The 23,336-nt window shown below is 47.0% G+C and carries 18 protein-coding genes and 1 pseudogene; 6 read left to right on the forward strand and 13 right to left on the reverse strand.

Annotated elements, in window-relative coordinates; all coding sequences use genetic code 11:
- Position 1 precedes the first annotated feature (1 nt).
- The gene (dacB, locus tag Q4Q49_RS01000) at positions 2–1,510 is read left to right on the forward strand and encodes a D-alanyl-D-alanine carboxypeptidase/D-alanyl-D-alanine-endopeptidase (RefSeq protein ID WP_311998400.1); all 1,509 of its coding nucleotides are present in this window, start codon (positions 2–4) and stop codon (positions 1,508–1,510) included.
- Between the two features lie 107 nt (positions 1,511–1,617).
- Here the strand turns inward: dacB and Q4Q49_RS01005 are convergent, their stop codons facing one another.
- From Q4Q49_RS01005 to aroA, 10 genes and pseudogenes are all read right to left on the reverse strand, one after another.
- Complete coding sequence (locus Q4Q49_RS01005) at positions 1,618–3,375, reverse strand: acyl-CoA dehydrogenase family protein (protein WP_012089278.1); 1,758 nt, start codon at positions 3,373–3,375, stop codon at positions 1,618–1,620.
- A 221-nt stretch (positions 3,376–3,596) separates the two neighbouring features.
- Positions 3,597–4,139, reverse strand: coding sequence for a DUF2058 domain-containing protein (locus Q4Q49_RS01010; RefSeq protein ID WP_011846778.1), 543 nt, complete (start codon positions 4,137–4,139; stop codon positions 3,597–3,599).
- 70 nt (positions 4,140–4,209) lie between these two features.
- Entirely contained in the window at positions 4,210–5,031 is an 822-nt protein-coding gene (locus tag Q4Q49_RS01015) for an SDR family oxidoreductase (RefSeq protein ID WP_011846777.1), read from the reverse strand.
- Between the two features lie 51 nt (positions 5,032–5,082).
- On the reverse strand, positions 5,083–5,778 hold the full coding sequence (gene pyrF / locus Q4Q49_RS01020) for an orotidine-5'-phosphate decarboxylase (RefSeq protein ID WP_311998401.1): 696 nt from the start codon (positions 5,776–5,778) through the stop codon (positions 5,083–5,085).
- A 43-nt stretch (positions 5,779–5,821) separates the two neighbouring features.
- Positions 5,822–6,982 (reverse strand): lipopolysaccharide assembly protein LapB, encoded by a 1,161-nt coding sequence (lapB, locus tag Q4Q49_RS01025; protein WP_006086760.1) that lies wholly within the window; start codon positions 6,980–6,982, stop codon positions 5,822–5,824.
- A gap of 1 nt (position 6,983) precedes the next feature.
- Positions 6,984–7,259, reverse strand: coding sequence for a lipopolysaccharide assembly protein LapA domain-containing protein (locus Q4Q49_RS01030; RefSeq protein ID WP_311998402.1), 276 nt, complete (start codon positions 7,257–7,259; stop codon positions 6,984–6,986).
- 122 nt (positions 7,260–7,381) lie between these two features.
- The gene (gene ihfB, locus Q4Q49_RS01035) at positions 7,382–7,669 is read right to left on the reverse strand and encodes an integration host factor subunit beta (RefSeq protein ID WP_006081718.1); all 288 of its coding nucleotides are present in this window, start codon (positions 7,667–7,669) and stop codon (positions 7,382–7,384) included.
- Positions 7,670–7,742: 73 nt separating this feature from the next.
- Positions 7,743–9,413, reverse strand: a pseudogene (rpsA, locus tag Q4Q49_RS01040) (30S ribosomal protein S1); the annotation flags it as partial.
- A gap of 99 nt (positions 9,414–9,512) precedes the next feature.
- Complete coding sequence (gene cmk / locus Q4Q49_RS01045; RefSeq protein ID WP_006081720.1) at positions 9,513–10,205, reverse strand: (d)CMP kinase; 693 nt, start codon at positions 10,203–10,205, stop codon at positions 9,513–9,515.
- Between the two features lie 186 nt (positions 10,206–10,391).
- Complete coding sequence (aroA, locus tag Q4Q49_RS01050) at positions 10,392–11,672, reverse strand: 3-phosphoshikimate 1-carboxyvinyltransferase (protein ID WP_311998403.1); 1,281 nt, start codon at positions 11,670–11,672, stop codon at positions 10,392–10,394.
- Between the two features lie 435 nt (positions 11,673–12,107).
- On the opposite strand from aroA, the gene Q4Q49_RS01055 reads away from it, so the two are divergent.
- From Q4Q49_RS01055 to Q4Q49_RS01065, 3 genes are all read left to right on the forward strand, one after another.
- Positions 12,108–13,298, forward strand: a complete 1,191-nt coding sequence (locus Q4Q49_RS01055) for an amino acid aminotransferase (RefSeq protein ID WP_311998404.1) — start codon at positions 12,108–12,110, stop codon at positions 13,296–13,298.
- A gap of 376 nt (positions 13,299–13,674) precedes the next feature.
- Positions 13,675–15,225 (forward strand): YjjI family glycine radical enzyme, encoded by a 1,551-nt coding sequence (locus Q4Q49_RS01060; RefSeq protein WP_311998405.1) that lies wholly within the window; start codon positions 13,675–13,677, stop codon positions 15,223–15,225.
- A complete protein-coding gene (locus Q4Q49_RS01065; RefSeq protein ID WP_311891705.1) occupies positions 15,197–16,093 on the forward strand; it encodes a YjjW family glycine radical enzyme activase in 897 nt (298 codons plus the stop codon). Before Q4Q49_RS01060 ends, Q4Q49_RS01065 begins: the two co-directional genes overlap by 29 nt.
- On the opposite strand, the gene Q4Q49_RS01070 is transcribed toward Q4Q49_RS01065, so the two are convergent.
- From Q4Q49_RS01070 to gyrA, 3 genes are all read right to left on the reverse strand, one after another.
- The gene (locus Q4Q49_RS01070) at positions 16,090–17,010 is read right to left on the reverse strand and encodes a LysR family transcriptional regulator (RefSeq protein WP_311998406.1); all 921 of its coding nucleotides are present in this window, start codon (positions 17,008–17,010) and stop codon (positions 16,090–16,092) included. The genes Q4Q49_RS01065 and Q4Q49_RS01070 overlap by 4 nt on opposite strands.
- Positions 17,011–17,415: 405 nt before the next feature.
- Positions 17,416–18,507 carry a 3-phosphoserine/phosphohydroxythreonine transaminase gene (gene serC, locus Q4Q49_RS01075; RefSeq protein WP_006081726.1) on the reverse strand — a complete coding sequence of 364 codons (1,092 nt, stop codon included), beginning with the start codon at positions 18,505–18,507 and terminating at the stop codon, positions 17,416–17,418.
- 135 nt (positions 18,508–18,642) lie between these two features.
- Positions 18,643–21,393, reverse strand: coding sequence for a DNA gyrase subunit A (gene gyrA / locus Q4Q49_RS01080; RefSeq protein ID WP_259509730.1), 2,751 nt, complete (start codon positions 21,391–21,393; stop codon positions 18,643–18,645).
- A 385-nt stretch (positions 21,394–21,778) separates the two neighbouring features.
- Between gyrA and ubiG the strand changes: the two genes are divergently transcribed.
- A complete protein-coding gene (ubiG, locus tag Q4Q49_RS01085) occupies positions 21,779–22,489 on the forward strand; it encodes a bifunctional 2-polyprenyl-6-hydroxyphenol methylase/3-demethylubiquinol 3-O-methyltransferase UbiG (RefSeq protein ID WP_006086768.1) in 711 nt (236 codons plus the stop codon).
- A gap of 1 nt (position 22,490) precedes the next feature.
- Entirely contained in the window at positions 22,491–23,162 is a 672-nt protein-coding gene (locus Q4Q49_RS01090; RefSeq protein ID WP_311998407.1) for an HAD-IA family hydrolase, read from the forward strand.
- Positions 23,163–23,336 lie beyond the last annotated feature (174 nt).

Below are 23,336 nucleotides of genomic sequence, written 5' to 3' on the forward strand. Positions count from 1 at the left end.
CATGGAAACGTTACTGAAAACCACTCTGTATGCCAGCCTTCTCCTAGCGGCGAGCCACAATCTCGCCCGCGCTGAGCAAATCGACGCTGGAGCGATAGAGACCCGAACCACTTCGCTTAGCCAAGCGGTCAGCAAAATCAGCCCTCGTCACTCGCAAATTGCACTGCTGGCAATGGACATGTCGAGCAATCAAGTGATCTTTAGCCAACAGGCCGAGACGCTGTTTATTCCCGCCAGCACGCAAAAGTTGCTCACAGCTGTGAGTGCCATGGCCCAGCTTGGGCCTGATTTTCGTTATGTCACTGAATTATGGACGGACGCACCAATACGCAAGGGCCATATCGCCGGCAGCGCTTATCTGCGTTTTAGTGGCGATCCGACGTTCACTCAAGCCGATCTCAAGGCCATTTTTGCCAGTCTCGTGAAACAAGGCATTAATCGCATTGATGGACATCTGTATTTGCTCGGCGATAAACAAGAGCAAATGCAGGCCCCTGGTTGGGTTTGGGATGACTTAGGCATTTGTTTTGCCGCGCCAGTGTCGAGTTACATTATCAATCAAAACTGCGTCTATGGTCAGTTCAACCCCAGCACGGCCAATAAACCATCGCAGGTGAGCCTGCGCACGGGGAGTTATGGGGTAAAAGTCAGCAGCGATGCGGTATTTGATCCCAAGGCGAGTCGTGAATTTTGCCAGCTCGATTTGGTGCGACTAGGCCAAAACAACTATCATCTACGTGGCTGTTATCCGGGCGGTGAAGCGATTGGGCTGGCGATTGCGGTCAGCGATCCGTTCAAATTTGCCCAAGATAACCTCACCTCGCTGCTCAAAGGCGAGATGTCACTCGCGGGTAAAGTTAAGCTCGGCACAAGCTTGCCCAAAAAGGCGAAACTGATTGCCAACCATAGCTCGGCGCCACTGCCTGAACTGCTCGATACTATGCTGCTCAAGTCGGATAATTTGATTGCTGATAGCCTGTTTAAACAGCTTGGCAAAAGTTATTTCAATGCCCAAGGTAGCTTTACTAATGGCGCGGCAGCCATGCAGCGGATTTTAACGGAGTTAGGCGTCGATTTGAGTAACGCTAACATTGTCGATGGTTCAGGGCTGTCACGCTATAACTTGCTCAATGCCCAGCAGTTAGCGGCGGTATTGGCACTCATCCATAAGGACAGCCGCTTTAGCCCGTTATTAACCAGTCTGCCGCAAGCAGGAATAAGCGGCACCTTAAGGTATCGCATGGGTTACAACAAGCCGCCGCTGAAACAGCAAATTTTTGCTAAAACAGGCTCGATGCAAGGCGTGTCTAACTTAGCGGGGTTTATCCGTTTGCCTGAGCACAGTGACACCCTGTTTGTGGTGCTTGAGAATGGCATGAGTCCCGAGCTTAAACATCAGCATAAACCATCGTTTAATGCCGAGTTTCTCAAGCAATTGATTTCAGTGCTGCAAGTGCCATCCCCCACCACAGCAGCGCTTAGTACCGCTGCTCACTCGGTCCAAGATTAAATACTGCCGAGTAGAAACAGCATGATATAAAACAAAAAAGCACTGAGTCATCAGTGCTTTTCTCGTTTTTATTTCGTTTTTATTTAAACGAATCTATCAAAGCCTTGTTAAAACAACTCTGCAGGCATAGCCATAGTGGTCGCATCACCGGCTCTGACTTGAGCGATATGGTAATCCGCTTTAGGCAGTAACTTATCAAAATAGAACTTAGCTAAATAGGCTTTCTGCTCGGCGAAAGCTTTATCTTCATGATCAGCGACTTTATCGACCATAGCCAACCAGTAGAAACCATAAAGGGTATAACCAAAGGCATCTAAAAAGTCGACCGCGCAAGCATTAATAAGCGCAGGTTGAGCGACTTTGTGCTCATTGATCGACTCAGCGACTATAACTAATGCATCTAAACGTGCGCATACTGCCGCCACTTTCACCGCATCAACGTGAGTAAATGCGCGCATTTGTGCTTTCAAGTCAGCGACAAATTCATTTAATGCGGCAAGATTATCGCCCGTGACTTTACGGCCGAGGAAATCGATGGCTTGAATGCCATTGGTGCCTTCATAAATCTGTGCGATACGGGTATCACGGACTAATTGCTCAATACCCGTTTCACGAATATAACCATGTCCACCAAAGACTTGCTGCGCCATGATCGTCGCATCAAGACCGCGATCGGTTAAAAAGGCTTTAGCGACTGGCGTTAATAAACCCACATAACGCGCTGCTTTGGCTTTAACTTCATCTTGAGCATATTTGGCCAAATCTAGCTGTTGCCCAGTAAACACAGACAAAGCACGGCCCGCTTCTGTCATCGCTCGAATGGTCAACAACATACGGCGCACATCGCCGTGGACGATAATAGGATCAGATTCACTGCCCGTCGGCGAGCCGCCAGCGGCAACGCCTTGATTACGCTCTTTAGCATAATCAGCTGCCATCTGATACGCCGCCTGAGCACTGCCCAGACCTTGTATACCAATCGCTAAACGCTCGTAGTTCATCATAGTGAACATGCATACGAGACCGCGATTGGGTTCACCAATCAAGAAACCTTGTGCATTATCAAAGTTCATCACACACGTTGCTGAACCTTTAAGGCCCATCTTGTGCTCGATAGAACCGACTGATACACCATTCGCATTCGCTAAGCTGCCATCGGTATTTACCGATATTTTAGGCACTAGGAAGAGTGAAATCCCTTTGCTATCCGGTAGCTTGGCAAGCACTAAGTGGATGACGTTTTCAGTTAAATCGTGATCGCCACCCGTAATGAAAATCTTGCTGCCCGTAATGGCATAACTACCATCATCCTGCGGTAAAGCTCGAGTGCGAATATTACGCAGATCAGAACCCGCTTGCGGCTCTGTCATATCCATAGCACCCGCCCATTCGCCGGAATATAACTTAGGCAAATAAGCTTGTTTTAATGCTTCGCTGCCGTGGGCATTGATACATAAAGCCGCACCCGCAGTTAACGAGCCATAAAGCGTAAATGCATTACAGGCACTGTAAGCCATTTCGTCGACTAAGATCCCCAGCATCTTTGGCATGCCCATGCCACCAAATTCAGGATCGCCACACAAACCAATCCAACCGCCCTGCGAGTACTGTTCATAAACGGCTTTGTAGCCATCAGGGGTAATCACTTGATTATCTTGATGTAACACGCCCTGCTCATCGCCCGTCCGGTTCAGCGGATGGATCAACTCACTGCTGATCTTGGCTGCTTCTTCAAGAATGGCATTGGCCGTGTCGATATCGACCATTTCAGCAATCTCAGGCAATTGTGCCCAAGTGTTTGGGGCATCAAATACCTGTTCCAGTAGGAAACGCATATCCGTCAACGGGGCTTGATAAGGGTTCATTGGTAGACTCTTAAACGTAGGATTAAAACAGTTGTTTTAATTTATACCAGTTCACTGTAGAAAACAATCTCATTACAAATACAGCCGCGAATAATATGGAGGTACGTGAGCAAAGTATAAATTCAACCCATAAAAAAACCCTTAAGCATGAACTTAAGGGTCTCTATTTTATAAGCTTTACCACAGGATTGTCGCAGCGTTAGCTCACAAGCTTGTGCTTATTACCACATTAAATCATCTGGGATCGCATAATCCGCATAGGGATCATCTTCAACCACCACAGCTTTAGATTCATCCTGTTGCCACAGATAACCGCACCACTGCGGCACCAGCAGTTTCACTCGCTCGGCTAACTTATGTGGTACTAAGTAACTCTTATCTTCGTAGCGCACTATGCCTAACTGCCCTTTGAGCAATTCTGCCTGCAGTTTTTCATCTATGTATAAAGAATAGATTTTATTATCAAGAGTATAGTTAAACTTCACTTCAGCATAAGTTGGGATCTTAATCGCAGACTTAGTGAACTCAGTGATTAAACCGCGCACCTGTCCACGTTCTGATGCCTCTGCAAAACGTTGTTCGTTCAGCGCTTTATCTTTTAGCGCCTGCAGACGTTTTTGCTCGGCCACTTCTTGCTTAAAAGCACTGGAGCCATCATCAATTCGGGATTTTTTGTCACGGCGTTTTTGGGTCTTAACGTCGCGAACCTTTTGTTTACTGGCAAGCCCTGCTTTGAGTAGCTGCTCTTGTAATGCATTAGCCATGGATCATTACCTACTTAATTTCTATAAAATCAAAGTTCTCGATTTTGAATACCAAACATCTAAAACCAAACTACATTTTCGCGGCCAGTTCGCCAAGCTCTGTCATCGCAATACTGGCGCCGCCAAGTGACCAACCGCCATCAACCGGCAGCACAACTCCCGTAATATAGGACGCCAATTCAGAGCCTAAAAATAACGCAGCATTAGCAATATCCTGGCCTGCGCCGTTGCGTTTTAATGGAACGGATTGGGCAACCTTTTGCTGTAATGCGGCGCTGGGTGCAAGGCGATTAAAGCCTTCAGTGTTAGCTATAGGGCCTGGCATAATCGAATTAATTCTCAGCCCTTCACAGCCCCACTCTAACGCTAAGGTTCGCGTCAGCATATCCACGCCCGCTTTTGCCGCACACACATGAACTTGCATGGGCATAGCAATCGAAGCCTGCGGCGCCGAAATCTGGATAATATTGCCATTGGGGCGACGTAGCAAAGGATAAGCCTGCTTTAGCACTTGAAAACTGCCCAGCAAATCAATGTCCATCACCGACTTAAACCCATTAGCCGAAAGCTTTGCGGCGCTGGCAGGGAAATTACCCGCCGCGCCGCTTACCAGCACATCGATAAAACCAAACTCAGAAGCGACTTTATCAAAACCGACTTCAAGGGCGCTAAGATCGCGCACATCAAAACTCACACCTAAATGAATACCATCAGGATTGGCCTGTTGCAGCTGCAATACCGCGGCATCAACTTTATCTTGGCTGCGACTCGCGACTGCGACATTGGCGCCAGCCTGCGCGAACGCAATTGCAATGGCGAGATTTATCCCACTGGTGCCACCGACAACGACAACATTCTTACCTTGATAGTTAAACATCGTAGCATTAAACATGGGCGTTCTCCGTGAACTGTGAGATATGCACTCAGGGTGTGATTAATTATTTTATGCCAATGATTGGTGAATCGCTTGCAATGCCGCTAACGGATCGGCGGCTTTGGTGATTGGACGGCCAATCACTAAGTAATCTGAACCCGCTGCAATCGCTTGAGGCGGCGTCATCACCCGGTGTTGATCGCCAGCATCGCTACCTACTGGGCGGATCCCCGGCGTAACGAGTTTGAAATCCTGACCTAACAGCGATTTCAACGCTGTCGCCTCTTGGGCTGAACACACCACGCCGTCGAGTCCTGCTTGCTGGGTCAGCTTAGCTAAACGTTGCACATGCTCAAACGCAGGCACATTGATGCCGAGTAATTTAAGATCATCATCACTCATGGAGGTTAATACCGTCACAGCGATCAGCATAGGCGCATTGTCGCCGTATGGCAGCAAGGCCTTTTTGGCCGCTTCCATCATGGCTAAACCACCACTGGCATGGACGTTCGTCATCCATACACCCAGCTCTGCGGCAGCGGCCACGGCTTTGGCGACAGTATTGGGAATATCGTGAAATTTCAAATCGAGGAACAAATCAAAGCCACGTTCATGGATATCTTTCACCAGTTGCGGGCCAAACAGGGTAAACATTTCTTTGCCGACTTTAAGGCGGCACATGTTGGGATCGAGTTTTTCTATCAGTTGTAAAGCGTGGTTTTTGTTATCGTAATCAAGCGCTACGAGGATAGGTTTAGTCGTCATCATCTCTCCAACAGAGTTACACTAACTATAGATATTATCTTATTTACTCGCCGTCTAAGCCTCTGATCCGCTTGATACTGCCCCAGTTTTTACAGGAAGGACAATGCCAGTAAAGGGCATGGGAAGGGAAACCACACTCTTTACAACGGTAGCTTGGACGGAATTTAATTTGTTGCTCAACGAGCTGCTCTAGCATAGTTAAACTTTGCTTGGCTTGCCCTTCCTCTGCTTGACGCAAATGCATTTGCATCAAGTGCTGAAAACCTTTCATGGTCGGATGCCGATATAGGGCATCGAGCACCATGGTCTCTGCCGCTTTAATCTCATCCAGACTTATCATGTGCTGCGCTAAGGCGACAACTACAGAAGCACCCGCGCCATCGGCCATGGCGCCCGCCAGTAACTCTTGGAAGCCTTCTTTGTCTTGTGTGTCGCGATAAACTTGTTTGGCCGTGGGGATTGCATCGGCAAAAAGCTCGATATCGGCTTTTTTCAGTTGCAGCAGCATTTGCTTGCACTGGGCATAATCTTGAATATCGAGGTATTTTTTCGCTAAGGTCAATAACGCTCGGCCGCATTGGGGATCTTGCTTCAGCGCCTGTTGCAGCAGTTTAATCTTCTGTGCATCGTCGCTGGCTTCATCGGCTAACTGGCAATAGAAATGAGCCGTTAACGGCTTTAAGACTTGCTGACGTTTACGACTTAGACGCTTAGTGATATCAATGGCTTTTTGCCACTCTTTAATCACTTGATAGATAGCAATCAGTTGAGTTTCAGATTCTTCGCTGTGATCATCTTGGCTAACCAAGTTGATAAAGATTTCTTCGGCCCTGTCGTAAAAACCCGCAGCCAGATAATCTTTACCCAGCTCCATCATAGCGATGTCGCGCTGCTCATTGGCTAGGTTTGGACGGGCAATTAAATTCTGATGGATACGAATGGAGCGGTCGACCTCGCCTCGCTTACGAAACAGCGAACCGAGTGACAGATGGGTATCTATGGTTTCATCGTCAACATCTAGCATACTGATAAACAAATCAACGGCTTTATCCGATTCGTTCGACAGTAAGAAATTGAGGCCAGTAAAATAGTCCCGGCTCAATTGTTTACGTTGATTGCTTTGATTCTGCCTTATGCTCCGTCGCCCCATATACCAACCGTAGGCGGCAGCAATGGGAAGCAACAGAAAGAGTATCTCAAGCATATTAGGCGTCTACATCCTGAGGGGCTTTAGCCATCACTTGGTTTAGTTTCTTTTTCGTTGTCGCTAAGCTCAATTTCAAGCGCACGATATAGTAGCTTGCAACTAACCAGCTCAAGATGAAACCACCAAAAAAGACGATCGCTAGCACAACAGGTAAACGATATTCACCCTGTGCGACAAAATAGCTGATGGTCACCACTTGTTCGTTACGCGCGCCAAAGATCAACGCCAGAATAAATAACAGTGCCACAAGCACAGTTGCTACAAATGATTTCACGCTGCACTCCCTAAACGCGTTTCAATTTAATGATTATCCAAGAAATTCACTGAGCTGACCAGCATTGCCTTGCAATAGATACAAAAAAGCCTCCTAACGGAGGCTTTTTACTATGCGGTCAATCACACATTAACGGCGTCAACACGCTCGCGCAGTTCTTTGCCTGGCTTAAAGTGCGGGACGTATTTACCTTCCAAATCGACTGATGAACCAGTCTTTGGATTACGGCCAGTCCGCGGTGCACGATAGTGAAGCGAGAAACTACCAAAGCCACGGATCTCAATACGATCACCGCTTTCTAATGTTGTTGCCATTTGCTCCAACATTTCTTTGATTGCGCCTTCAACCTCTTTCGCCGACAGCTGCGACTGCCTGGTGGCGAGTTTTTCGATAAGTTCAGATTTCGTCATCCTAGCTATCCCCTATTATCAAGCCAAACACAGTCGCCTAATGGGGAGAGAAGTCTCCCCAAACAACAGGCGATTATTTACGAGCTGCTTTAAACGCTTCAGCCATTGCATTGCTAATAACAGCGTCATCTTGTTTGTTCAGAGTCGCCATTACTTCTTTCTCTTCAGCTTCGTCTTTCGCTTTGATTGACAGGCTGATAGAGCGGTTCTTACGGTCAACACCCATGAACTTAGCTTCGATTGCATCACCTACATTATAGACAGTAGATGCATCTTCGATACGCTCACGTGAAATGTCAGCTACACGGATGTAACCTTCAACAGTGTCAGCCAGTTCAACAGTTACACCTTTAGCATCAACAGCAGAAACAGTACCGTTTACGATAGTACCTTTCTTCTTGTCAGCCAAGTATGCGTTAAATGGATCATCTTCAGTTTGCTTAACACCTAAGCTGATGCGCTCACGCTCTGGATCTACAGACAGAACCACTGCATGGATTTCATCGCCTTTCTTGTATTCAGAAACTGCGTCTTCGCCAGTACCGTTCCAAGAAATGTCAGACAGGTGAACTAGACCATCGATACCGCCGTCAAGACCGATAAAGATACCGAAGTCAGTGATTGACTTGATCTTACCAGAAACCTTGTCGCCTTTGTTGTAACGAGTTGCGAAGTCATCCCATGGGTTGGTCTTACATTGTTTCAGACCAAGAGAAATACGACGACGCTCTTCATCGATGTCCAGAACCAGAACTTCAACTTCATCACCTAAGTTAACAACTTTAGATGGGTGAATGTTCTTGTTAGTCCAATCCATTTCAGAAACGTGAACCAGACCTTCAACGCCTTCTTCGATTTCTACGAAGCAACCGTAGTCAGTTAGGTTAGTAACGCGACCAGTTAAACGTGTGTTTTCTGGGTAGCGTTTGCTGATTTCTAACCATGGATCTTCGCCAAGTTGTTTCAGACCTAGAGACACACGAGTGCGCTCACGATCGTACTTCAGTACTTTAACGTTGATTTCATCGCCAACATTGACAATTTCTGATGGATGTTTAACACGTTTCCACGCCATATCTGTGATATGTAGCAGACCGTCAACACCACCTAAATCTACGAATGCACCGTAGTCAGTCAGGTTCTTAACGATCCCCTTAACTGCTTGACCTTCTTGCAGGTTTTCTAACAGTGCATCACGCTCAGCGCTGCTTTCTGATTCGATAACTGCACGACGAGAAACAACAACGTTGTTACGCTTCTGGTCTAGCTTGATAACTTTGAATTCTAATTCTTTGTACTCTAAGTGAGCGGTGTCGCGAACTGGGCGCACGTCAACTAGAGAACCTGGTAAGAAGGCACGGATACCGTTTAATTCAACAGTGAAACCGCCTTTAACTTTACCATTGATGATACCGATTACAGTTTCAGCATCTTCATAAGCTTTTTCCAGAACGATCCAAGCTTCATGACGTTTCGCTTTTTCGCGAGACAGTTGAGTCTCACCGAAGCCGTCTTCAACAGAGTCAAGAGCTACGTCAACTTCATCACCAACAGCGATTTCTAAAACACCTTGAGCGTTTTTGAATTGTTCAGCTGGGATTGGGCTTTCAGACTTCAGACCCGCGTCAACCAGTACCATACCGTTTTTGATTGATACAACAGTACCACGAACGATAGAACCTGGACGGAATTCCAGAGTTTGAAGGGATTGTTCAAATAGATCAGCAAAAGATTCAGTCATGTTTAGGTTACTTTCTTTATTAAACCACTGTCCGTCCTAGACGTGGAGTCAGTCAAATTATCCGTATCATCCTTAATACGAATACCTATCCGGTGGGCTAACTTAGTTAGTGTCGGATAATTTTTGGTTGATAAAGTTAAGCGCAAGCGCTAACACTTCATCAATACCCTTTCCGCTTGTATCGATAATGAGCGCGTCCTCGGCGGGGACTAAAGGAGCCACCGGACGATTCATATCGCGGTCATCACGTTCGATAATTTCACTTAAAAGGCGCTCGATATTAACATCGAAGCCCTTGTCCTGCAACTGATTATAGCGTCTTTGGGCACGCTCTTCAGCTGAGGCGGTTAAATATAATTTTGCCGGCGCACTTGGGAAAACCACAGTTCCCATGTCGCGACCATCGGCAATTAATCCTGGCGCCGTTTTAAAGGCCCGTTGACGACGTAATAACGCTTCTCTCACCCGTGGAAACGCGGCGACTTTTGAAGCGGCATTCGAGCACTCTTGAGTGCGAATGTCGGTGGTGACGTCTTCACCTTCCAATATCACTTGAACCGGATCGGTATCATTGCCTGTTAAAAACTTCACATCGAGATGTGCCGCTAACAGCGTGATCGATTCTTCATTTTCCAGTTCAACGTTATGATGAATTGCTGCGAGCGCAAGAACTCGGTAAATAGCACCACTATCAAGTAGTTGCCAACCTAGATGCTGAGCCAATAATTGACTAATTGTACCTTTGCCAGCACCACTTGGGCCGTCGATTGTGACTACAGGAGCCCGTTCAGACATACATTCCTCCGCAAAAAATAACCATCATCCGTGAGTTCATCAAGTGAGCCCCCGAAAATGAGCGCGCAGCATTGTACAACAAAAGACAAACAAAATCCGTGGATTTTTTATGAAGATTAGCAGCCGCGCAAATACGGCTGACTATTCTTGACATCGATAGTTGTAACAATGACGAAGCAGATTGGCTTAGCCTTGCAGACTCGCAAACTGCTTAAAGTAGTCTGGGAATGTTTTAGAAGTACAATCAGGGTCATTGATGGTAATACCGCAATCAGCAAAGGCCAGCATCGAAAAGCACATAGCCATGCGGTGATCATTGTAGGTATCAATTTCGGCGGTGTTAATCACAGCAGGTGGGGTGATTTTAATGTAATCGTTCCCCTCTTCCACCTCGGCGCCTACTTTACGTAATTCCGTCGCCATAGCCGCTAAACGGTCGGTTTCTTTAATACGCCAGTTGTAGATATTGCGGATAACCGTAGTGCCTTTAGCAAATAACGCGGCAGTTGCAATGGTCATGGCCGCATCGGGAATGTGGTTCATGTCCAAATCAACCGCCGTTAATTGAGATCCACGCGCGATAATATAGTCATCGCCCCACTCGATATCTGCGCCCATTTTTTCGAGCACATCGGCAAATTTCACATCGCCTTGAATACTTAAACGGCCCACACCGGTGACTTTGACTTCGCCGCCCTTTATCGCCCCTGCGGCGAGGAAATACGATGCCGATGACGCATCACCTTCTACCAATACTTTACCCGGTGATATATAACGCTGGCCTGCAACAATCTCAAAACGGGCATAGTTATGGTTAATGACTTTAACGCCGAACTGCGCCATCAAGGCGATAGTGATATCGATATAAGGCTTAGAGACTAACTCGCCTTTGACATGGATATTCACGCTGCCCTTTGCGAGCGGCGCCACCATCAATAAGGCGGTTAAAAATTGACTTGATAAGTCACCCGCAATCTCAACATCGCCGCCATTAAGACCGGTGGCATTAATCGTCAGCGGAGGGAAACCGTCATTTTTAAGGTAAACGACATTGGCACCGAGTTGCCTTAAGGCATCGACTAAGTCGCCAATCGGGCGCTCTTCCATACGCGGTTCGCCCGTGAGGGTAAATTCGCCTTGGCCAAGAGTTAAGGCGGCGCACAAGGGGCGCATTGCCGTGCCTGCATTACCTAAAAATAATTCCTGCGCAGATTCAGAGGAGATCACACCGTCTAAGCCATCGAGTTCACACACAGTATTGTTTTGCGATAAACGGTAGTTCACCCCTAACTGCTTGAGGGAGGCCAGCATGTGGCGAATATCATCTGAGTCGAGCAGATTGGTGAGCGTGGTCGTGCCTTGGGCTAAGGTGGCCAATAGTAAGGCACGATTTGAAATACTTTTTGAGCCCGGAATATTGATCTCACCGCGGACTTGCACAACAGGTTCAAGACGTAATTGCTTCATGAATAAATCTTCTTTCTCTATAGGGCGTCATCATCACGATCACGCGGACTGAATACGCAAAATGGCAACTTCACGCTACACAGCGTCAAGTTAAGATTACAAATAAAAGGAGATTGGGGCCTTGTTGGTGCTTCGTCGTTATAAAATTACCGATTGTCGCTAAGGATTCAACCGTTTTTTCGAGAAAAATGGCATTTTGGTCAGATTATTTACTGAGTTCAGTGTAAAAATAACAAAAACGCAAAATTTAAGCGGTTAATTTAGGATTTAACCGTATTTTTTGCAGACTTTTTTGCCAAGATAACTGGTGTGTAATCACAGTTTTCACTTTAAATACTTTACCTTTCCGCGCTATTCTAAGCTCCAAACGATAAATAACGCATATCTGATACAAACAATCACGTTTGCACTATAACCAGAAAGGTAGATGGAGCTATGTTTAACTCACTCATCGCAATGCCAGCAGATCCCATCCTTGGCTTGTTGACTCAGTACCGCGAAGACACCCACCCACAAAAAGTGGATTTAGGTGTGGGCGTTTATAAAGACCCTACAGGCGTTACCCCGATCCTCAGTTGCGTGAAAAAAGCCGAGAAATTCCGTCTCGATACCGAAACCACCAAAGTGTATATCGGCCCAACAGGCTCGCCACAATTCAACACCTTAATGACAGAATTAGCCTTCGGTGCTGACCACAGTGCCATTATCGCTAACCGTATCCGCACCGTTTCAACACCCGGTGGTACTGGTGCACTGCGCGTGGCCGGCGACTTTATCAAACGCTGCAACCCGAATGCGGTGTTATGGGTAAGCGACCCAACTTGGGCAAACCACATCGGTTTGTTCGAAGCGGCTGGCATTACCGTTAAAACCTATCCGTATTATGACTACGATAGCAAATCATTGAAATTTGATGAGATGCTTGCTGCCCTATCGCAGGTGAGTCCTGATGATGTGGTGTTATTCCACGCCTGTTGCCATAACCCGAGCGGAATGGATTTAACCACAGAACAATGGGATAAAGTGGTTGCCCTGACAAAAGAGCAAGGCTTTACTCCACTGATTGACATGGCATACCAAGGTTTTGGTGATGGCGTTGATATTGATGCCTACGGCGTGCGCAAAATGGCGGCAGCGGTCGATAATATGATCCTTTGCAGCTCATGCTCGAAAAACTTCGGTCTGTACCGCGAGCGTATCGGTTCCTGCTCTGTGATTGCCAAAGATGCCCATACTGCCAATGTCGCGCAATCTGTGCTGCTTTATGTGGTTCGCTGTCTCTACTCTATGCCGCCTGCCCACGGCGCCGCGATTGTTGAGACAATTTTAGGATCGGCGGAGTTAAAACAAGAATGGCTTGATGAGCTGAAAGTAATGCGCGATCGTATCAACGGCAACCGCGCCATTTTAGTGGATAAACTTAAAGCCAATGGCGTAGACCGTGACTTTAGCTTTATCGCCCGCCAAAAAGGCATGTTCTCCTTCCTCGGGGTGGATCCAGAGCAAGTGGCGCGCCTACAAAAAGAATTCAGTATTTATATGGTGGGTTCAAGCCGCATCAGTATTGCTGGGATCAGTGAAGATAACGTCGATTACTTAGCCCAATCGATCGCCAAAGTGCTCTAAGCACGGCTGAGTTTATCTGCACAGCTCACTCTGCTGCATTGCTTCGATTCAGGATGCAGCAGAGTTTATTAAGCCCTTACAAGCGTCACGCTTTTCAATCATGCCACTGCGTCAGCGTTAACAAACCTCCCTTCAGTTCTAAATCCCCAAAACCTTATCAAGCAACGCTAGGTCTCACTGTTCAAGCTTTTATTTTCAATGGTAAACACTACTTTCTCGCGTTTAAAAAACAGTCGTTTAATGAAATAAATCGCAAGTTGTGACCTCGGTCGGCGGATTTCCATTTCATCAATCAGTGCTGCGGCTATTTTCACTTTTTAAAGCCAGAGTCGCCCAGTAGATTAATGGTCATCATAAAACCTGTGGATATTACGCCATGTTATTACAAGATAAATTATTGCAAATCGTCACCAACCCGCAGCTTTCACCTAAGCAAAAATCCAACTACTTAGCGTTGGAGGCTGAGGCGAGCTTGCCCTACATGCCGATATCGACTGAGGTAAAAGCGGCGATGAATGATGGTATTATTTGCGACATGTTTGAAGGCCATGCGCCATTTAAACCACGCTATGTGTTACCAGATTATGCCCACTATCTAAAGCAAGGTTCAGAATATTTAGAGCTTTCACCGGCGCAGGATTTAGATGAAGCCATCAATGCCTTGACCATCCTTTATCATCATGTGCCATCGGTGACCAATATCCCCGTGTATTTAGGTCAGCTGGATGACATATTAATGCCTTTCATCGAGGGAATGGATGCAGAGGTACTTTATCGTAAACTTAAATTGTTCTGGCTCATGCTCGACAGAACCCTGCCCGATGCCTTTATGCACGTCAATATTGGCCCGACAGACAACATTGTTTGTCGCACCCTACTGCGTATTGATGCCGAATTAAAACAAGTTGCCCCCAATTTGACCTTTATGTACGACCCAGCCATTACGCCAGATGATTTGTTGTTGCTCGCAACCACCAATATTTGTCAATGCAGTAAGCCGCACATCGCGAATTATCCACTGCATGCCAGTGCGTTTGATGCACGCGGTTTTGGTATTGTCAGTTGCTACAATGCCTTGCCGTTAGCGGGCGGCGCTAATACCTTAGTGCGGCTCAATCTTAAAGAGGTCGCGTTAAAGGCAAATTCTATAAACGATTTTTTTGATACAGTATTGCCAAATTACTGCTCGCTCACCTTTGAACTTATCGAGGCGCGCTCGGCATTTTTGCATCAAGAATCACACTTCTTTGACAGCTTTTTAGTTAAAGAACAATTGATTGATGAGTCGCGTTTTGCGCCTATGTTTGGCATTTACGGCATGGCGGAAGCGGTGAATATTCTGCAATCATTAACAGCCAGTGGAGAAGTTAAGCCAGCAAAACACGCGAGATATGGCCATGAAACGGATGCAAATCAGCTGGGCTATCGTATTTCTGCCACGCTCGATGCCATAGTGAAATCCACACCCGTCGCGCACGGTTACCATGGGCGAGCACTGCTGCATTCACAGGGCGGCATCAGTATCGACAAAGACGTGACCCCAGGTGTTCGCATTCCCTATGGTACTGAACCTAATCCCATCGCTCACATTCAAGCCTTAGCGCAACATCATCAGTTTTATACGGCGGGGATTAGCGATATTTTGACTATCGATGAAACCGTAAAGTCCAATCCCCAAGCCATGTTCCAACTGTGTAAAGCGGCGCTTGAGTTAGGTTTTAGGGAATTTACCGCCAATGTGGCCTCTAACGATTTAATGCGCGTGACCGGCTATATGGTAAAACGCTCGGACATTGAAGCATTTAAGCAATGTGGCTCACGCCTCAATACCACAGGCTTAGCCGCAGAAGCGGCGGTTAATACGGGAATATTACAACGCCAAGCAAGAGTCATCGCCCATGAACACTCCCCTTGTGTCTTTGAATAGGCAAGTAATGGTCAGTCAGCTATTGCCCTTTTCCTGCGTCGACGGGCCTGGCAGCAGGCTCGTGTTATTCTTGCAGGGCTGCAACTACCAATGCAAAAGCTGTCATAATCCACATACCATAGGGGGGTGCGATGCCTGTGGCGATTGTGTCGCTGCCTGCCCTGACAATGCGCTGACATTGATAAACCTCAATAACAAGCCTCGCATTCAATGGGATAAGAATTGTTGTAGTCAATGCGATACCTGTCTTGCCGTGTGCCCGAAACAAGCGAGCCCTAAGGTCACGCATTACACAGTCGAGGAGATATTAGGGATTCTCCATAGTCAGCGTCACTTTATTAATGGCATTACGGTGAGCGGCGGCGAAGCGAGCCTGCAACTACCGTTTATTATTGCGTTGTTTCAAGGGATTAAGGCCTCTGAATCGTTATCACACTTGAGTTGTATGCTCGATACCAATGGCAGTTTGAGTCTAACTGGTTGGCATAAACTGCTGCCCTTTTTGGATGGCGCCATGGTGGATCTCAAAGCGTGGCAGCAAGATACCCATAGATACATTACTGGTCGGGACAACCATGCCGTGTTCACATCCATTCAGCTATTGGCTCAACAGCAAAAACTGTATGAAGTGAGATTGCTGCACATTCCGAGCATCACGGATTATGAACAGGAGATAGAAGCGCTGGCGACCTATTTGCTTCAGCTAGGTGCGGATACACGGGTCAAGTTAAATGCCTTTCACCACCATGGCGTTGTCGACGACGCGTTAACGTGGCCAAGCTGCACACAAGCCGATATTGAACGCTTAGCCGCAAAGCTTGCAAAGCGAGGCGTCACCAATCTTATCTTACCCTCTTGCTATATTTAGCGACTGCAAAGCAAAATTTGCTCGTACAGCCAGCGCAGCGCGGGATCTTTCATACTTTGTCTATGCCAAACGAGACTGTAAGCCACTTTGCCATATTCTATGGGTAAGGATTTAACGGTTAAGCCTTTAGCTTGGCTGGCAATGGATGCCCAGCGGCGTGAACAAGTAAAAAGCAATTCACTGTGGTGGCACATTAACGCCGCGCTGCCAAAATCAGGGAGCGAAATGGGTATAGCACGTTTTTTAGATTGCTGGGCGAGCAAAATATCAAAAAATGGCGTACTCAGATCCGTATCGGTAATGCCGATATGGCGGTAACTTAGGTAATCATCGAAGCTGATCTGCGACTGTTTAGCCAAGGGATGGGACGAGTTCATCAGGCAGACCATTTCATCGCTGAACAAGGTTTCCCACACCAGATCGTCTTGAAGATAATTAGGTTGGCTCAGATCATGGGGTAACAGCACAAAATCTAACGAGCCTTTAATAAGACCATCAAAACCGATATTGTCTTTGCTATAAATATCGAGATGGATATTAGGAGCCAAGCTCAGAATATGGGCACTTAATTTGGCGGCCAGCAGTTCAAAGGTGCTTTCGCGCATCGCAAGTGAAAAACGCCCCTCAAAATGTGCTGGATTAAACGCATCTTGACTCATGATCTGATTCATATCATTGATCATTTGCTGCACGCTTGGGCCTAATCGTCTTGCCAAAGGTGTGGCAACCAGTGAGTTGCCGTTACGGTAGAACAGTTCATCGTTCAAACTGTCCCTGAGCTGGCTTAAGGTTTTACTGACGGATGAGGGGCTAAGACATAAACGTTCGGCGCTGGCGGTCACGCTCAGGGTATCGAGCATCACATACAAAGTGATCAAATGCTTCATACTAATGCGCGAAAGCTTGGCCAAATCCATCTGTGACATCCTATTGGTTTATCTTCTATGCACACTCAAACGCGTACTTTTAAGCATGATAAACAATAGCATGCAACTAACCCAACACATTGCTGAGAATATTCCCCAGTAATGCGCGCCAGCTCACAGGCTTGCACACCGCCCTCTCTAATCCCAGCCATCTCTAATCCAAGTTATCTTTAATATAAGGTTCTTCCGAAGTTCATCTTGCTTAACGCCAAACGCCAATAATCGATAAATTACAGCCAACAAAAAAGCGAATGCATTTGAGCATTCGCTTTTGGGATGTCTAACTTTGGATAGCTAACTTGGAATGGCTAGCTGATGATAAACATTCAATAAGCATAACGTTTATCTGCAGGCAGCAAAGCCTAGGCGCTGAGCGCTGCAAGCTAGTAGCTAAGCCTAGCTATGTTTAGCCGCAAACTCGTTCATAAACTTGACCAAGGCAACTATGCCATCGAGTGGCATCGCATTGTAAAGGCTAGCACGCATGCCGCCAACAATGCGATGACCCTTGAGGGCCACGAGTCCAGCAATTTGTGCTTGCTTTAAGAACTCACCATCGAGCGCTTCGTTGACTAACTGGAAGGTCACGTTCATTTGTGAGCGATTCGCTGCAACAACACCATTACGGTAGAAAGCATTACCATCAATGCATTGATACAACATCTGCGCTTTTTGTTGATTAATTTTCGCAATACTCGAAATACCGCCAGTCGATTTCAGCCAAGCAAAGACTTCAGCGGCAAGGTACCAAGCAAAGGTTGGTGGCGTGTTGAACATAGAATCATGCTCGACGGCTAGACGATAGTCCATGATGGACGACTGCGGTAAACTCGGCAGTTTTAACATGTCATCGCGTACTATCACTATCGACAGACCCGATGGACCTATGTTCTTTTGCGCACCGGCGTAAATCAAGCCGTAGCGGCTGACATCGATTTCACGGGACATGATTGTTGATGATAAATCGGCAACAATTGGCCATGGTGAGTCTAATTCGTCAAAAATTTCGATACCATCTACTGTCTCATTTGGACAGTAGTGAACATAGCGGTAATCGGCATCGATTTTATGTAAGTCAGGTAGGACAACGGCATTGAGTCCATTGTGTTTTTCAACAATATTCAGACTATCAATTTGTGCTTCACCCGCCAGTTTCTGCGCTTCTACTAACGCGGCAGATGACCATTGGCCACTGACTAAATACAGGGCTTTACCCTGCTCGCCGAGAAAATTATTCACGACAGCAGAGAACTGGCCGCGACCACCGCCGTGCATAAATAGCACATGGTAATTTGCAGGGATCTGCATCAGTTCACGTAAATCGGACTCGGCTTGCTCGGTCAGCGCGATGAACTCTTTACTTCGGTGGCTGATTTCCATCACGGAAACGCCTTGGCCATTCCAATCAAGTAATTCCTGTTGTGCTTTTTTCATTACCGCTGCGGGTAACATTGCAGGTCCAGCACAGAAATTATAAATCGCGCTCACTGACACTCTCCTTAATCCCAACCATGATGTATGTATTGATAAAACGAAACCATTCTAAAACGAACAATGCTACCAACAATCAATGCCATTAAAAAAACGAGCGTCCAATTGGACGCTCGTTAATATGACACTTAATTACTCTTCGTCTTGCTCATCATCAGCAAGCTCGTCTTCATCTTCGTCCAACTCTTCTTCGTCATCCAGCTCTTCATCAAGAGCCTCGTCGGCTAATTCGCCTTCGATAATGACAGGAACAATCGGTAAACCGTTTTCATCCAGCTCGACTTCATCTTCATCACTTTGGATTTCGTCGATACGTTGCAGGCCAACCACTTTCTCGTCGCCCGCGGTGCGGATAATCGTCACACCTTGGGTGTTACGGCCAATGATAGACACGCCGCCCGCTGGTGTACGCACTAAGGTGCCTTTATCACTGATGAGCATCAGTTCGTCGTTAAGACCCACTTGCACTGCGCCAACAACTGCGCCGTTACGTTCGCTCACCTTGATAGAAACCACACCTTTAGTCGCACGGCTCTTCGCTGGGTATTCAGACAGTTGAGTCCGTTTACCGTAACCGTTTTCAGTTACAGTCAGAATCGCGCCATCGCCTTTGGGTACGATTAGCGACACGACTTTTTGACCTTCTTCTAAACGGATACCACGAACGCCTGTTGCAGTACGGCCCATAGGACGTAACGACAGAACTTCTTCACCAGTTTCAGGATCGGTTTTCACTTCGCCTGTTTCAGAATCACGAACTTTCTCACCAAAGCGAACCACTTTACCTTCGTTCGAAAACAACATGATTTCGTCATCACCGTTAGTGATATCGACACCGATCAGTTGGTCACCGTCTTTGAGGTTAACGGCGATAATGCCGTTTGCACGAGGGTTGCTATAGGCCGTTAGTGCGGTTTTCTTCACAGTACCGTGTGAGGTCGCCATGATGATGTACTTGTCAGCCGCGTATTCACGTACTGGCAGAATCGCAGTAATGCGCTCGCCATCGGATAACGGCAACAAGTTAACAATTGGACGACCGCGTGCCGTACGGCTCGCTAATGGCAATTGATACACTTTGAGCCAGTACATCTTACCAAAGTCAGAGAAGCACAAAATGGTGTCATGGGTATTGGCAACTAACAGTTTTTCAACGAAATCTTCGTCTTTTACTTTAGTTGCCGCTTTACCTTTACCACCACGGCGCTGGGCTTGGTAATCGGTCAAGGGTTGATACTTGGCATAACCTAAGTGCGACAGTGTCACCACAACGTCTTCTTCGTTGATCAAGTCTTCAAGACTCATATCGACTTCGTTGGCATTGATCACGGTACGACGAGCATCACCGTATTCTTCAAGGATTTGAACTAACTCTTCCTTGATGACTTCCATCAAACGCTCAGGACTGCGCAGAATAAACAGCAGACCCGCAATAAATTCGAGCAGCTCTTCGTATTCGGCAATGATCTTATCGTGTTCAAGACCGGTTAAACGGTGTAAACGCAGTTCTAGAATCGCCTGAGCTTGTTGCTCAGTCAGGAAATATTGACCGTCGCGGATACCGTATTGTGGCTCTAACCACTCAGGACGCGCGGCGTCATCGCCCGCTTTTTCCAGCATGCCTTGAACGTGGCCTAATTCCCAACCTTGCTCAACCAATTTAACTTTGGCATCCGCAGGCGTTGGCGAGGCTTTGATCAGTGCAATAATCGGGTCGATGTTAGCCAGTGCAACCGCCAGCGCTTCCAAAATATGGGCGCGCTCACGGGCTTTACGCAATTCGAATACGGTACGGCGCGTCACGACTTCACGGCGATGCAGAATAAAGCATTCGAGCATTTCTTTCAGATTAAACAGTTTAGGCTGACCATTGGTCAGGGCCACCATGTTAATCCCGAAAGAACACTGCATTTGCGTTTGAGCATACAGGTTGTTTAATACCACCTCGCCCACTTCGCCGCGCTTAATTTCGATAACGATACGCATACCGTCTTTATCAGACTCGTCGCGTAGACCGCTGATCCCTTCAAGCTTTTTATCTTTAACCAGCTCGGCAATCTTCTCGATTAAACGGGCTTTGTTCACTTGATAAGGGATTTCAGTCACGATAATGCGTTCACGGCCATTATCTTCGGTTTCCACATCCGCCAGTGCACGCATGATCGCGCGGCCACGGCCGGTTTTATAGGCATCAATAATGCCCTTACGGCCATTGATAATTGCCGCAGTTGGGAAATCCGGACCAGGAATGTATTCCATCAGCTGTTCAATAGACAGTGAAGGTTCTTCAATCAGTGCCAAACAGCCTTTCACGACTTCCGTTAGGTTGTGTGGTGGGATGTTGGTCGCCATACCAACCGCAATACCCGATGAACCGTTAATTAACAGGTTAGGTACGCGTGTGGGTAGTACAGCAGGGATCTGTTCTGTGCCGTCGTAGTTAGGGACAAAATCCACTGTCTCTTTTTCAAGATCGGCGAGTAATTGATGCGCTAACTTATCCATACGGATTTCGGTATAACGCATTGCCGCCGCTGAGTCACCGTCGACCGAACCGAAGTTACCTTGGCCGTCAACTAAGGTGTAACGCAATGAGAATGGCTGGGCCATACGGACGATAGTGTCATAAACAGCAGAATCACCATGGGGGTGATATTTACCGATGACGTCACCGACCACACGGGCAGATTTTTTGTAAGGCTTGTTCCAATCGTTCTTCAATTCACTCATGGCAAACAGAACGCGGCGATGAACCGGCTTTAAGCCGTCGCGCACGTCTGGTAATGCACGTCCCACGATAACGCTCATGGCGTAATCAAGGTACGAATTCTTTAGTTCGTCTTCGATATTAATTGGCGAAATAGATGATGCCAGATCAGTCATAAACTGCTCGTTCCCCTGAAAAATAGCCGACAACGTATAATCCGTATCATTGCCTAGCCCAAAAACGTGATTTGGCATTCTAACACAGTTATTTAATGTCGCCAGACCTATCATTATCGAATTGAGAGTCTGGTGGCTTAATAGATGAAAACACTGTCAATTTGGTCGTTTGAGCGATAAACAAGCGTTGAAATTCGTGGCTTAGGATGAGAAAAAATCGTCAAAGGGATAAAGTAAAAGGTCGATACGGAGCACAACAATTAACATAAAAGCAGAAAACTGCTGAAAATTCACTCAACCACAAGGGCTTAGCTCAGTCGAACACTTTGTTTATCAAACATAGTCGTTATAATAGCCGCACAATACAGCTACTTCAGGTAATAGCATGCATCAGAATACCAATGTGGACCCACAGGAAATCGCAAAGTTTGAACGTATGGCCGAAACGTGGTGGGATCTCAACGGTGAATTTAAGCCGCTGCATCTATTAAACCCGCTGCGCTTAAATTATATCGATCAAACTGCTGGCGGCATTTTCGGTAAGAAAGTGCTCGACGTTGGTTGCGGTGGCGGGATTTTATCTGAAAGCATGGCCCGTATCGGTGCCGAGGTTGATGGTCTTGACATGGGTGATGAGCCCTTAGAAGTCGCCCGCCTACATGCCCTCGAAACCGGCGTAAGCATTAATTATGTAAAAAATACCGCCGAGACCCACAGCCAAGATCATCAAGCCTATTACGATGTGGTGACCTGTATGGAAATGCTGGAGCATGTGCCCGATCCACAATCTGTGATCAAGGCTTGCTGTGACATGGTTAAACCCGGTGGCTTTGTGTTTTTCTCCACCATTAACCGCAACATTAAATCCTATGTGCACACGATTCTGGGCGCAGAATATTTACTGAAGATGCTGCCAGTTGGTACCCATGAGCATAAAAAATTCATTAAGCCTTCGGAATTGATTGAACTTGTGGACAATACCGATCTGATCTGTACCGATGCATTAGGCATCAGCTACAACCCGCTGACGGGCATTTTTAAATACACGCCTAAAGTTGATGTCAATTACATGATAGCGACGCGTAAGGTTGATTAATATGAGTCTGGCACAGATCAAAGGCGTACTGTTCGATCTCGACGGCACCTTAGCCGATACCGCGCCGGATCTGGTGCAGGCCCTTAATTTAAGTCTTCAAGACGTCGGCATCGCCGCGCAGCCGTTAGCGGCCATGCGCTACGCCGCATCCCACGGCAGTTTTGCCTTAGTCGATGCGGCGATACCCAATGCAGCGAATGATCTTCGCACTCAAGTTCAACAAGGGCTGCTCGCCCACTATCAGCGCATTAATGGCGATCACTGTGCACTATTCACTGGTATTGCAGCATTACTCGACTGGCTCGAGTTAATGCAGCTGCCGTTTGGGGTGATCACCAATAAGCCAGCGCGCTTTACCCGTCCCTTATTGCGAAAACTGAATTTACACTTGCGTATGCCAGTGATTATCAGTGGTGATTCGACCAAACACCCAAAACCCCACACAGCACCTATGTTATTAGGGGCTCAGCAACTGAACTGCGCTCCAGAGCACATTTTGTATCTTGGGGATGCTGAGCGAGATTTGCTCGCAGCCAAGGCAGCGGGCATGTTAGGTGGCGTTGCCCTATGGGGTTATCTGGGGGTCAACGACAAGCCATCGCAGTGGCCTGCCTACGCGCACTTTGCCAGCCCTACTGAGTTACATCAGGCATTAGCCGACGCATTCGCCTGAAAACTCGCCCATAAAATGGTTAACAAACTTCACTTTTGCACTCGAAGATACACCTTTTACTAAAGTGACTATGCAGACGCACATAAGTGTGTTTGCCCGATTTTTACCTGCGAATAAAATCAGGCGGCGAAAGGTCGGCGGATAAAAGATCGGCACTTGTGCGCGATCGCGATC

Source organism: Shewanella sp. SP1S1-7, assembly GCF_031932105.1.
In the GTDB taxonomy this organism is placed as follows: domain Bacteria; phylum Pseudomonadota; class Gammaproteobacteria; order Enterobacterales; family Shewanellaceae; genus Shewanella; species Shewanella baltica.